Genomic DNA, 11,813 nt, shown 5'->3' with positions numbered 1-11,813 from the left:
TAGTTACAACATACTTTAAAGGGAAGAGACATGGCTATTCAATTCCGTCGTAGCGCGTTACAGGTTGGTGTGGCAGCGCTGTTCGCGTCTGCCTTCGCCGCTCAGGCAGCAGATATTCCGCAGGTAAAAGTCACCGTCAACGATAAACAGTGCGAGCCGATGACCATCACGGTTAACAGCGGTAAAACCCAGTTTATTATTCAGAACCACAGCCAGAAGGCGCTGGAGTGGGAGATACTGAAAGGCGTGATGGTGGTGGAAGAGCGTGAAAATATCGCGCCTGGCTTCAGCCAGAAAATGACCGCTAATCTTCAGCCGGGGGAATATGACATGACCTGCGGCCTGCTGACTAACCCGAAAGGTAAGCTGATCGTCAAAGGCGCAGCGACGGCGGACGCGGCCAAAGGCACCGCGCTGCTGAGCCTCGGCGACGCCATTACCGCCTATAAAGCCTACGTCACCAAAGAGACGGCTGACTTGGTGGCAGGCACCAAAGCCTTTACCGACGCGGTGAAAGCGGGCGATATCGAAAAAGCGAAATCCCTGTATGCGCCTACACGTCAGCACTACGAGCGCATCGAGCCGATTGCCGAGCTGTTCTCTGACCTCGATGGCAGCATTGACGCCCGCGAAGATGACTACGAGCAGAAGGCCGCCGATCCGAAATTCACCGGCTTCCACCGCCTGGAAAAAGCCCTGTTTGGCGATAGCTCCACCAAAGGGATGGAAAAATACGCCGATCAGCTCAATAGCGACGTGCTGGAGCTGCAAAAACGCATCAGCGAGCTGGCCTTCCCGCCGTCGAAAGTGGTGGGTGGTGCAGCGGGTCTGATTGAAGAAGTGGCCGCGAGCAAAATCAGCGGTGAAGAAGATCGCTACAGCCACACCGACCTGTGGGACTTCCAGGCAAACGTCGACGGCGCACAGAAAATTGTCGATCTGCTGCGGCCCCAGCTGCAAAAAGAGAACGGCGAACTGCTGGCGAAAGTGGATGCCAACTTTAAGAAAGTTGACGCCATCCTGGCGAAATACCGTACCAAAGACGGGTTCGAAACCTACGACAAGCTGACCGATGCTGACCGTAACGCGCTGAAAGGCCCGATTACGACGCTGGCGGAAGATCTCTCCCTGCTGCGTGGCGTTCTGGGTCTGGACTAAGCGATGAACAAGCATGATGAGTACGACGTGGCGGAACCTTCCCGACGTCGGTTGTTAAAAGGGGTAGGGGCGCTGGGCGGCGCGTTTGCCCTGGCGGGCGGCTGTCCGGTGGCGCATGCGGCAAAACCACAAAGCGCCCCCGGCACGCTCTCCCCGGATGCGCGTATGGAAACGCAGCCATTTTATGGTGAGCACCAGGCAGGAATCCTGACGCCGCAGCAGGCCTCGATGATGCTGGTGGCTTTCGATTCGCTGGCGAGTGATAAGGCTGACCTTGAGCGTCTGTTCAGGCTGTTGACCACGCGCATTGCCTTCCTTACGGCGGGCGGTCCGGCACCGGAAACACCGAATCCGCGCCTGCCGCCGATGGATTCCGGGATCCTCGGGGCGTTTATCGCTCCCGATAATCTGACCATCACCGTGTCGGTGGGGGAATCGCTGTTTGATGATCGCTACGGTCTGGCGAAGCAGAAGCCGAAAGCGCTGCAAAAAATGACGCGATTCCCGAATGACTCTCTCGACGCGGCGCTGTGCCACGGCGATCTGCTGTTGCAGATCTGCGCCAATACCCAGGATACGGTGATCCACGCCCTGCGCGATATCATCAAGCACACCCCGGATCTGCTCAGCGTGCGCTGGAAGCGGGAAGGTTTTATCTCTGACCACGCCGCGCGCAGTAAAGGGAAAGAGACGCCGGTCAACCTGCTGGGCTTCAAAGACGGTACCGCCAACCCGGACAGCAGCAATACCGTGTTGATGAAAAACGTGGTCTGGGTGACGGCGGATCAGGGCGAACCGGCCTGGGCGGTGGGTGGCAGCTATCAGGCGGTGCGTATCATTCAGTTCCACGTGGAGTTCTGGGACCGCACGCCGCTGAAAGAGCAGCAGACGATCTTCGGCCGCGATAAGCAAACCGGCGCACCGCTCGGCATGAAGCACGAGCACGATGAACCCGACTACGCCCGCGATCCGAACGGAGATGTCATCGCGCTGGACAGCCATATTCGTCTCGCCAATCCTCGCACCAAAGAGACCCAGTCCAGCCTGATGATGCGCAGGGGCTACAGCTACTCGTTGGGGGTGACCAATTCCGGTCAGCTTGATATGGGACTGCTGTTTGTCTGCTATCAGCACGATCTGGAGAAAGGGTTCCTCACCGTGCAGAAGCGGCTCAACGGCGAAGCGCTGGAGGAGTACATCAAGCCCATCGGCGGCGGCTATTTCTTTGCCCTGCCCGGCGCGCGTGACGCGAAGACCTGGCTCGCTCAGGGTCTGATAGAAGCCTGATAATCGTCCCTGCGACAGTTCGCGGGGACATTATTTTTCCATATGACTATCTTGTTGTTATATTTCTGTAATATTCATATATGAGACTGATTCCGCTGCAGGAGCAGTCTTAAAGGTTGCATCTAGGTAAAATAAATGTTGCATTTATGATAATTCCTGATGTACTTAAGATAAGACAGCGGTAGTTCCCGGCAGTGATACTGACTCACTATGGAGATCGCGAATGGTTGCGTCCTGTACTGGACAAGGTAAACACATCAACCGCAGCACCCGGCGCGGAGGCTCAGACTCCGGCAGCGATTTCCTCACCACAAAATTCTCCCCTCCACCTCTAAATACGATTTCTACCGACGTGCATAACGGTGCGCGTAGCCGTTCTGTATCGTCATCCGGTAATGCAAGCAATGGCTTACAAGGAAGCCAACCCTCTGATGTTCGTGCGCATAATCGTGCCGATGCTGGCGCGTGTGATGAATACCAACAACTCAAGGTGCTATCCATGGGAAGACAGAAAGCAGTGATCAAAGCTCGTCGCGAAGCAAAACGTGTGCTGAGACGGGATTCACGTAGCCATAAACAGCGTGAAGAAGAATCGGTCACCTCGCTTGTGCAGATGAGCGGCGTAGAATCCATTGGCATGGCGCGGGACAGCCGCGATGCATCGCCAATAGTGGCGCGGAATGAAGCTCAGGCGCACTACCTGAATGCTATCGAGAGTAAACAGCTCATCTTTGCAACCGGGGAAGCCGGATGCGGGAAAACCTGGATCAGTGCCGCCAAAGCGGCGGAGGCGCTGATTCATAAGGACGTGGAAAGGATCATCGTTACCCGTCCGGTACTGCAAGCGGATGAAGATCTGGGCTTCCTGCCTGGCGATATTTCTGAGAAGTTTGCCCCGTACTTCAGGCCCGTCTATGACGTGCTGGTGAAGCGGTTGGGCGCTTCCTTTATGCAGTACTGCCTGCGACCAGAGATTGGCAAGGTGGAAATCGCGCCGTTCGCCTATATGCGCGGACGTACATTTGAAAATGCGGTCGTTATTCTTGACGAGGCTCAGAACGTGACCGCTGCGCAAATGAAGATGTTTTTAACGCGCCTCGGGGAGAACGTGACGGTTATCGTCAACGGCGATATTACCCAGTGTGACCTGCCGTCGGGCGTGAAGTCTGGCCTGAGCGATGCTATGTCACGTTTTGAGGAAGATGAGATGATAGGGGTGGTCCGCTTCACAAAAGAGGACTGCGTCCGCTCAGCGCTGTGTCAACGAACGCTGGAAGTGTACTCCGACTAAGATCATTTCACATTTTAAGTCATTTCTTCCCGGCGTCATGCCGGGAAGCTTCTTTTATTCCCTCTGTTCGCATGGCTTTTTTTTAATCATATTTATTTCCTATAGCATTCAACGGGATTTACGCACCGTTTTTCGGTAATAATAATATTGCTGTTAATTTGCTGCGAACGCTTTTTAGACAGGTCGCAAAAATGTGATATGTATTTACAATACCCACAAAATACCTGTAAATATAATGATCGCGCTAATTGTTAGGTGAAAATTAAACGTGAATGTTGTCACAGAACATGACTAAGCAGTAAAAATTAAGTTGGTGTCTTTTGGGTAATTATCTATGTTTCGTACTTGTTCAAATTAAATTCTAAGAAGAAACACACCAGGGGATCGTTTCCTCTGGAACATCACGCTGAGGGTCATACATGAACGAACTGGTTAGTGCAATTAACGGTGTTATCTGGAGCCCTGCGTTAATATTTTTATGTCTGGGTGTCGGTCTCTATTTCTCACTGCGTAGTCGTTTTCTGCAATTACGTCATATAAAACATATGATTACCCTGATGTTTCAGGGCGGGGCTACCGATGCCGGCGTATCATCGTTTCAGGCGTTGACGATGACGCTGGCGGGCCGCGTAGGGACAGGGAATATCGCCGGTGTGGCGACCGCCATTACCTTTGGTGGCCCCGGTGCGCTTTTCTGGATGTGGGTAGTGGCATTTTTAGGCGCCAGCTCTGCTTTTGTTGAATCCACCTTAGGTCAGGTTTATAAAGAAAAAATTAACGGCGAATATCGTGGGGGACCTGCCTTTTATATTGAAAAAGGGTTGGGGGTGAAGTGGTACGCATGGTTATTTGCTATTGTGACCATTTTCTCCTGCGGTTTATTACTTCCGGGCGTACAGGCAAACTCAATTGCCGCCAGCCTGGATATTGCCTTCGGTCTTAACCCAAACGTTACGGCGGCAATACTGGCTGTACTGTTAAGCTTCATTATTTTCGGTGGTGTAAAAAGGATCGCCAGCTTTAGCAGTATGGTCGTTCCGTTTATGGCGCTCGGCTATATTATTGTTGCCTGCGTTATTATCGCGATCAATATTGAAAAACTGCCTGCTGTTATCCTGCTGATCTGGAAAAGTGCTTTTGGCCTTGAAGCGGGATTTGGCGCTATTCTGGGCCAGGCTATCATGTGGGGCGTTAAACGCGGCGTCTATTCCAACGAGGCGGCGCAGGGCACCGGGCCACATGCATCCTCGGCAGCAGCCGTAAGTCATCCGGTGAAACAAGGGCTGGTTCAGGCGTTCTCCGTATATATCGACACGCTGTTTGTCTGCTCCGCGACCGGGTTTATGCTGTTGATCACCGGGCTTTATAATGTTCAGGGCGTCGACGGCGCAGCCCTTTATACCGGTATTGCAGGCGTGGCGGCCGGTCCTGGCTATGTGCAGACAGCGATGGAAAGTATGATGCCGGGCTTTGGTAATTACTTTGTCGCCATCGCGCTATTCTTCTTTGCCTTCACCACCATCATTGCCTATTACTATATCGCTGAAACCAATATCGCCTACATCAACCGTAAAATTCACCGTCCGTGGCTGACATTCCTGCTTAAATTATGTCTGATGGCTTCCACGGTATATGGCACAATCCGCACCGCGGATCTGGCATGGGGATTAGGGGATATCGGGGTAGGGCTGATGGCCTGGCTCAACATTATTGCCATTGTCCTCTTGCATAAAAAAGCCTTTGCCAGCCTGAAGGATTATGAAACCCAGAATGCGCAGGGAATTGATCCACAGTTTGATCCGGTTCGGCTTGGGATTAAAAATGCGGATTACTGGCTGGGGGAGCGCAGAGATGAAGAGGGGGGATTGCCGGGGCAGGTTTCTTCTCCTGAAGGAAAGCAGCCGGCGGGGAAGTTGAATAACTGAGGAATAGTTTAAAACGGGCCCGTGCTTATGCGCGGGCTTTTTTTATGGGTGAGGCGGTATCACCCGCACCGGCGGGGATTGACTCGCTTCGCTCTCAGTCTGTCCAACTGGCTGCGCCAGTTGTCGAACCCCGGTCGGGGGTTCTCATCCCCCCGCAGACGTGCAACATGCGAAAAAAAAAGCCCGCATTTTCATGCGAGCTCTTCTTAAAATATGGCGGTGAGGGGGGGATTCGAACCCCCGATACGTTGCCGTATACACACTTTCCAGGCGTGCTCCTTCAGCCACTCGGACACCTCACCATATTGTTTTGCTGCCTGACCGCTTGGGGGGCAACGGGGCGCTACTATAGGGAGTTGCGCGAAAGCGGTCAAGCAGATTTTCTGCATTCGTGCCTGTTCGGTTAAGCCTTAATCAGCTTATGGCGCACCGCGCAGGATCAACGCTGCGAATCGAGCACTTCGCTGTTTTTCACGACGTCCTGCGCTTTGCTGTAACTTTCGATCAGCAGCTGGTAGGCAGGGAAGATGTGTGTGTACACCTCTGCCCATTCTCCCGCATCTTCACGGTTCCACGTGCGCTGGATCTCTGAGGCCACTGCCGCTGTGTCCATCGGTACCACGCCTGCCTGCACCACGCGCGCCAGGGTGATCTCTTGCGCCATTTTGCTGTAGGTGCCGGAGGCATCAATCACCGCAAATACTTTATATCCGTCCGCCACCGCGCTGATGGACGGGAAGGCCATGCAAACGCTGGTAATCGTCCCCGCGATAATCAGCGTTTTGCGTCCGGTGGCTTTCACCGCCGCCACGAACTCCGGATTATCCCAGGCGTTGATTTCACCCTTGCGTGCCACATACTGTGCGTGCGGCGCATTGGCGTGGATCTCCGGGATAAGCGGGCCGTTCGGTCCCTGTGGAACCGATGCCGTGGTGATCACCGGGATCTTCGCCAGCGAGGCGATCTTTGCCAGCGCTGCTGCACGAGCGCGCAGCTCAGGCATTGGCATGTCTCCAACAGTCTGGAACAATCCGCTCTGGTGATCGATAAGCAGCATAACGGCATCATTGACGTCAATAACGGGACGTGCACCGTTGAAGTTTGCAGGGGTAGACATAATGCGCTCCTTTATTACGTTTAGATTTGGCCAAAGCGGCCGGAGTTGAAATCGCGAATAGCTTCGGCGATTTCGGTTTTACTGTTCATCACAAACGGGCCATAGCCCACGATGGGTTCATTCAGTGGCTCCCCGGCCATCAGCAACACTTTGGCATCGCTGCTGGCTTCGAGATGCAGCTTGTCGCCGCTCTGACTCAGCACGACCAGCTGCGCCTCACCCGCAGGCGTGGTGCCGTTCACTGTCACGCTGCCCTCAACAACAACCAGCGCCGTGCTCCAGCCTTCGGGCTGATTGAGCGTCAGGTGGCTGCCCTGGTGCAGCGCGAGATCCCATACGTTAAGCGGTGAGAAGGTATGCGCCGGGCCGGTTACCTCTCCAAAGCGGCCAGCAATCACGCGCATTGTTCCGCTGTTATCCGGCAGGGTGACCACCGGGATATCCGCCTGAGTGATGCTCTGGTAGCCAGGCGTCGCCATTTTGTCTTTGGCGGGCAGGTTGACCCACAGCTGCATCATTTTCAGTTCACCGCCTTTCTGCGAGAACGCGCTGGAGTGGAACTCCTCGTGCAAAATGCCTGCGCCTGCCGTCATCCACTGCACATCGCCTGGACCAATAACGCCGCCTCTGCCGGTGGAATCACGGTGCTCAACTTCGCCTGAGTAGACGATGGTCACCGTTTCAAAACCGCGATGAGGATGCTCGCCCACGCCGCGTTTTGCGCCATCCGCCGGGAATGTATGTGGTCCGGCGTAGTCAAGCAGCAGGAACGGGCTCAGCGGTTCGCCGTGCGTCTGGTAAGAAAACATCGAACGAACCGGAAAACCATCACCGACCCAGTGCGGACGAGGTGCGGTATACACGCCTGTTACGTTTTTCATGATTAACTCCTGATGTCCTGTTGATGTAATTAGCTTATATTCAAGGTTAATATCCCGGTAGATAGCAAAAATGACATTCACTGTTCCTTAAATAGAACAATGGGGGCGTATGCAGGATCTCAATGATTTCGTATGGTTTGTGAAGGTGGTGGAGCATGGCGGCTTTGCGGCGGCGGGGCGGGCGCTCGATCAGCCAAAGTCGAAACTGAGCCGTCGGATTGCGCAGCTGGAAGAACGCCTGGGTGTTCGGTTGATACAACGTACCACGCGGCAGTTTGCGGTGACTGAAGTGGGGCAGACGTTCTATCAGCACTGTAAAGCCATGCTGGTGGAGGCTGAAGCTGCGGAGGAGGCGGTGGCTGCTTTACAGGCTGAGCCGCGCGGTATGGTCAGGATCACTTGCCCCGTAACCCTACTGCACGTTCACGTGGGGCCCATGCTGGCGAGGTTTATGGCGCGCTATCCGGGGATCAACCTCCAGCTTGAAGCCACCAACCGCCGGGTCGATCTGGTGGGGGAGGGGGTGGATGTGGCGATCCGCGTTCGTCCGCGCCCGTTTGATGACAGCGATTTGGTATTAAGGGTGCTGGCGGACAGGGGACACTGTCTGGTTGCCGGGCCGACACTGATTGAACGGATGGGCAACCCGGCGATGCCTTCTGAACTCAGCGAATGGCCGGGTTTAAGTATGGGCGCTGGTAAACACCTGCATAAATGGGAGCTGAGCGGGCCGGAGGGGGCGAAAGCAGACATTCACTTCACGCCGCGCCTGGTGACTACCGATATGCTGGCGCTGCGGGAGGCAGCGATGGCGGGCGTGGGCGTGGTACAGTTGCCCATTTTGATGGTGAAGGATCAGCTGGCTTCAGGTGAGCTTGTTCGGGTGCTGAATGCCTGGGAACCCAGAAGGGAAGTGATCCATGCGGTGTATCCTTCCCGGCGCGGCCTGCTGCCATCGGTCAGGACGCTGGTGGATTTTCTAACCGAAGAATATGCCCGGATGGTGGAGGAGTAACGTTTCCAGGGGACAACTGAATGCGAGCACCTAACTATCCCCTCTCCCCTCCGGGGAGAGGGTTAGGGTGAGGGGGGGATTGACTCGCTTCGCTCGCCCTGCGGGCAGCCTGTTCGCTTCGCTCTCAGTCTGTCCAACTGGCTGCGCCAGTTGTCGAACCCCGGTCGGGGGTTCTCATCCCCCCGCAGTCTTGCAACATGCGAAAAAAAAGCCCGCATTTTCATGCGAGCTCTTCTTCAAATATGGCGGTGAGGGGGGGATTGACTCGCTTCGCTCGCCCTGCGGGCAGCCTGTTCGCTTCACTCTCAGTCTGTCCAACTGGCTGCGCCAGTTGTCGAACCCCGGTCGGGGGTTCTCATCCCCCCCCGCAGTCGTGCAACATGCGAAAAAAAAAGCCCGCATTTTCATGCGAGCTCTTCTTCAAATATGGCGGTGAGGGGGGGATTCGAACCCCCGATACGTTGCCGTATACACACTTTCCAGGCGTGCTCCTTCAGCCACTCGGACACCTCACCATATTGTCATCCCGTTGTTGTCGGGACGGGCGCTAATGTAAGGAAAAGCCGTACTGCCGTCAACCCACTTTTTCAGTAATTTAGCGTGTTTAGACAAACTTCAGGCAACCTGATTTCGAAATGTGCGAAAAGCGCCTCTTTTATCAGCAACGCGGTTTAGCGATAAATTTGTTATGCTGACAAGCCAGTTGAAAATGAAAATAAAACAGCGCACTAAAAGGCAATGACTATGGATATTATCTTCTATCACCCCACTTTTGATACGGCTTACTGGATTAAGGCGCTCACGGCGGCACTGCCTGGCGCACGCGTTCGCGAATGGAAACAGGGCGATAATGAACATGCCGACTACGCGCTGGTCTGGCATCCCCCGGTCGAAATGCTACAGGGACGCCGTTTGAAGGCGGTGTTTGCTCTTGGTGCGGGGGTGGATTCCATTCTCAGTAAGCTGAAGGCTCACCCTGAAATGCTGCCGGAAGATATTCCCCTGTTTCGTCTGGAAGATACCGGTATGGGGGAGCAGATGCAGGAATACGCCGTAAGCCAGGTGCTGCACTGGTTCCGCCGCTTCGACGATTATCAGGCGTTTAAACAGCAATCCCACTGGGAACCGCTCCCGGATTATCAGCGTGAAGATTTCACCATCGGCATCCTCGGAGCGGGTGTGCTGGGTTCGAAAGTCGCCGAAGCGCTCGCCCCGTGGGGCTTCCCACTGCGCTGCTGGAGCCGGAGCCGTAAGGATTATCCGGGCGTCGAGAGCTTTGCCGGAACGGACGAACTCCCGGCGTTCCTGAAAGGGACACGCATTCTCATTAACCTGCTGCCGAATACGGCGGAAACGGTCGGCATTATCAATGGCACGCTCCTCAACCAGTTGGCAGAAGATAGCTACTTAATGAACCTGGCGCGCGGGGTACACGTTGTGGAAGACGATCTGCTGAAAGCGCTGGATAGCGGTAAACTGAAAGGCGCAATGCTGGATGTGTATAGCCGCGAACCGCTGCCGACAGACAGCCCGCTTTGGGCACATCCACGCGTGGCGATGACGCCCCATATTGCGGCCGTGACGCGACCGGCGGAGGCCGTGGCGTATATCTCGCATACCATCAGCGAAATAGAGAAGGGCAATGCGGTGACCGGACAGGTCGACAGACAGCGAGGCTACTGAGAGAAACCCGGCGTTCGCCGGGTTTTTGCTAATATTCGCCGCTGATAACTGCTATCCTTTGGAAAAACCGCAGAGGAGAGAAAGATGTATCCCGTTGACCTGCATATGCACACCGTCGCCAGTACTCACGCTTACAGTAACCTCCATGATTATATCGCTCAGGCGAAGCTGAAAGGCATCAAGCTGTTTGCGATAACCGATCACGGTCCGGATATGGCGGATGCGCCGCACTACTGGCATTTTGTGAATATGCGTATCTGGCCACGTCTGGTTGACGGTATCGGGATACTGCGAGGCATCGAAGCGAACATCAAAAATACCGACGGTGAAATTGACTGCACCGGCCCGATGCTGACCTCGTTAGATCTGATCCTCGCCGGCTTCCACGAGCCGGTCTTTGCGCCCCAGGATAAAGAGACCAACACCGCGGCGATGATTGCCACCATTGCCAGCGGCAATGTGCACATTATCAGCCACCCGGGAAATCCGAAATACCCGATCGATATTCAGGCCGTGGCACAGGCCGCAGCGAAGCACCGCGTGGCGCTGGAGATCAACAACTCCTCGTTTGTGCATTCGCGTAAGGGCAGTGAGGCCAACTGCCGCGACGTTGCGGCGGCCGTGCGTGACGCAGGCGGAATGGTGGCGCTGGGCTCTGATTCACACACGGCCTTCACGCTGGGTGATTTCAGCGAGTGCCTGAAAATATTGCGGGACGTGAATTTCCCGGAAGAACAGATCCTGAACGTCACGCCGCGTCGTATGCTCGACTTCCTTGAGTCGCGCGGCATGGCGCCGATTGATGAATTTGCCGATCTTTAATTAATAACGGAATAAAAACATGAATGAGTTTTCCATCCTTTGCCGCGTGCTGGGCACCTTATATTACCGCCAGCCGCAGGATCCGCTGCTGGTTCCGCTGTTTACCCTGATTCGTGAAGGTAAACTGGCGCAGAGCTGGCCGCTGGAACAGGATGAGTTGCTGGAACGCTTGCAAAAAAGTTGCGATATGCAGCAGATTTCAACGGATTACAACGCGCTGTTCGTGGGGGAAGAGTGTCGCGTGTCGCCGTATCGTTCTGCCTGGCAGGAAGGTGCGACCGAAGCGGAAGTTCGGGCGTTTCTTTCAGAACGCGGCATGCCGCTGACGGATATGCCTGCCGATCATATCGGTACCCTGTTGCTGGCGGCCTCATGGATTGAAGATAAAGCAGGTGATGATGAGAATGAGGCGATTGAAACCCTGTTCGAAACGTATCTGCTGCCGTGGGTCGGAACCTTCCTGGGTAAAGTTGAAGCCCACGCCACCTCTCCGTTCTGGAGAACGCTGGCTCCGCTGACGCGTGACGCTATCGCTGCCATGTGGGATGAGCTGGAAGAAGAGAGTGAAGAGTGATTTAAATCACAAAAATCCTGCAACGATACATTTCAACTTGCACGTAACGTGCTTCTGATC

10 protein-coding genes, 2 tRNA genes and 1 other RNA gene are annotated in these 11,813 nt (G+C 54.9%); 8 read left to right on the top strand and 5 right to left on the bottom strand.

Annotated elements, in window-relative coordinates; genetic code table 11:
* The first annotated feature begins 30 nt into the window (after window positions 1–30).
* From efeO to ACOTX2_RS05805, 4 genes are all read left to right on the top strand, one after another.
* Window positions 31–1,158 (top strand): iron uptake system protein EfeO, encoded by a 1,128-nt coding sequence (gene efeO / locus ACOTX2_RS05820; RefSeq protein WP_022647690.1) that lies wholly within the window; start codon window positions 31–33, stop codon window positions 1,156–1,158.
* 3 nt (window positions 1,159–1,161) lie between these two features.
* Window positions 1,162–2,445, top strand: coding sequence for an iron uptake transporter deferrochelatase/peroxidase subunit (gene efeB / locus ACOTX2_RS05815; RefSeq protein WP_023305843.1), 1,284 nt, complete (start codon window positions 1,162–1,164; stop codon window positions 2,443–2,445).
* Between the two features lie 499 nt (window positions 2,446–2,944).
* Complete coding sequence (gene phoH / locus ACOTX2_RS05810) at window positions 2,945–3,736, top strand: phosphate starvation-inducible protein PhoH (RefSeq protein ID WP_017384762.1); 792 nt, start codon at window positions 2,945–2,947, stop codon at window positions 3,734–3,736.
* 419 nt (window positions 3,737–4,155) lie between these two features.
* On the top strand, window positions 4,156–5,661 hold the full coding sequence (locus tag ACOTX2_RS05805) for an alanine/glycine:cation symporter family protein (RefSeq protein WP_022647693.1): 1,506 nt from the start codon (window positions 4,156–4,158) through the stop codon (window positions 5,659–5,661).
* A 214-nt stretch (window positions 5,662–5,875) separates the two neighbouring features.
* Here ACOTX2_RS05805 and ACOTX2_RS05800 read toward each other — a convergent pair.
* The 3 genes from ACOTX2_RS05800 to ACOTX2_RS05790 form a co-directional block, all read right to left on the bottom strand.
* Window positions 5,876–5,963: transfer RNA gene (locus ACOTX2_RS05800), tRNA-Ser, on the bottom strand.
* Window positions 5,964–6,100: 137 nt separating this feature from the next.
* The gene (locus tag ACOTX2_RS05795) at window positions 6,101–6,778 is read right to left on the bottom strand and encodes an isochorismatase family protein (RefSeq protein WP_003858068.1); all 678 of its coding nucleotides are present in this window, start codon (window positions 6,776–6,778) and stop codon (window positions 6,101–6,103) included.
* A gap of 20 nt (window positions 6,779–6,798) precedes the next feature.
* The gene (locus tag ACOTX2_RS05790) at window positions 6,799–7,659 is read right to left on the bottom strand and encodes a pirin family protein (RefSeq protein ID WP_022647694.1); all 861 of its coding nucleotides are present in this window, start codon (window positions 7,657–7,659) and stop codon (window positions 6,799–6,801) included.
* Between the two features lie 109 nt (window positions 7,660–7,768).
* Between ACOTX2_RS05790 and ACOTX2_RS05785 the strand changes: the two genes are divergently transcribed.
* The gene (locus ACOTX2_RS05785) at window positions 7,769–8,674 is read left to right on the top strand and encodes a LysR family transcriptional regulator (RefSeq protein ID WP_023299771.1); all 906 of its coding nucleotides are present in this window, start codon (window positions 7,769–7,771) and stop codon (window positions 8,672–8,674) included.
* Window positions 8,675–8,917: 243 nt separating this feature from the next.
* Here the strand turns inward: ACOTX2_RS05785 and ACOTX2_RS05780 are convergent.
* Together ACOTX2_RS05780 and ACOTX2_RS05775 are read right to left on the bottom strand one after the other, a co-directional pair.
* Window positions 8,918–9,054: non-coding RNA, RtT sRNA (locus tag ACOTX2_RS05780), on the bottom strand.
* A gap of 47 nt (window positions 9,055–9,101) precedes the next feature.
* Window positions 9,102–9,189, bottom strand: a tRNA-Ser gene (locus tag ACOTX2_RS05775).
* A gap of 229 nt (window positions 9,190–9,418) precedes the next feature.
* On the opposite strand from ACOTX2_RS05775, the gene ghrA reads away from it, so the two are divergent.
* The 3 genes from ghrA (at window position 9,419) to ACOTX2_RS05760 (ending at window position 11,753) form a co-directional block, all read left to right on the top strand.
* Window positions 9,419–10,357: a glyoxylate/hydroxypyruvate reductase GhrA gene (gene ghrA / locus ACOTX2_RS05770; RefSeq protein ID WP_063147640.1), complete on the top strand. Its 939-nt coding sequence runs from the start codon at window positions 9,419–9,421 to the stop codon at window positions 10,355–10,357.
* An 84-nt stretch (window positions 10,358–10,441) separates the two neighbouring features.
* Window positions 10,442–11,179, top strand: coding sequence for a phosphatase (locus tag ACOTX2_RS05765; protein WP_022647697.1), 738 nt, complete (start codon window positions 10,442–10,444; stop codon window positions 11,177–11,179).
* A 19-nt stretch (window positions 11,180–11,198) separates the two neighbouring features.
* Window positions 11,199–11,753 (top strand): TorD/DmsD family molecular chaperone, encoded by a 555-nt coding sequence (locus ACOTX2_RS05760; protein WP_022647698.1) that lies wholly within the window; start codon window positions 11,199–11,201, stop codon window positions 11,751–11,753.
* Window positions 11,754–11,813 lie beyond the last annotated feature (60 nt).

The organism is Enterobacter cloacae complex sp. IR5412 (assembly GCF_049237385.1).
Classification (GTDB): Bacteria; Pseudomonadota; Gammaproteobacteria; order Enterobacterales; family Enterobacteriaceae; genus Enterobacter; species Enterobacter intestinihominis.
Note: the sequence above shows the minus strand (reverse complement) of the source record. Positions and strands in the feature narration are given on the sequence as shown.

Excerpts from the sequence above, each read along its gene's own strand:
- efeO (WP_022647690.1), top strand. The coding sequence starts at position 31 with ATGGCTATTCAATTCCGTCGTAGCGCGTTACAGGTTGGTGTGGCAGCG.
- efeB (WP_023305843.1), top strand. The coding sequence starts at position 1,162 with ATGAACAAGCATGATGAGTACGACGTGGCGGAACCTTCCCGACGTCGG.
- phoH (WP_017384762.1), top strand. The coding sequence starts at position 2,945 with ATGGGAAGACAGAAAGCAGTGATCAAAGCTCGTCGCGAAGCAAAACGT.
- ACOTX2_RS05805 (WP_022647693.1), top strand. The coding sequence starts at position 4,156 with ATGAACGAACTGGTTAGTGCAATTAACGGTGTTATCTGGAGCCCTGCG.
- ACOTX2_RS05795 (WP_003858068.1), bottom strand. The coding sequence starts at position 6,778 with ATGTCTACCCCTGCAAACTTCAACGGTGCACGTCCCGTTATTGACGTC.
- ACOTX2_RS05790 (WP_022647694.1), bottom strand. The coding sequence starts at position 7,659 with ATGAAAAACGTAACAGGCGTGTATACCGCACCTCGTCCGCACTGGGTC.
- ACOTX2_RS05785 (WP_023299771.1), top strand. The coding sequence starts at position 7,769 with ATGCAGGATCTCAATGATTTCGTATGGTTTGTGAAGGTGGTGGAGCAT.
- ghrA (WP_063147640.1), top strand. The coding sequence starts at position 9,419 with ATGGATATTATCTTCTATCACCCCACTTTTGATACGGCTTACTGGATT.
- ACOTX2_RS05765 (WP_022647697.1), top strand. The coding sequence starts at position 10,442 with ATGTATCCCGTTGACCTGCATATGCACACCGTCGCCAGTACTCACGCT.
- ACOTX2_RS05760 (WP_022647698.1), top strand. The coding sequence starts at position 11,199 with ATGAATGAGTTTTCCATCCTTTGCCGCGTGCTGGGCACCTTATATTAC.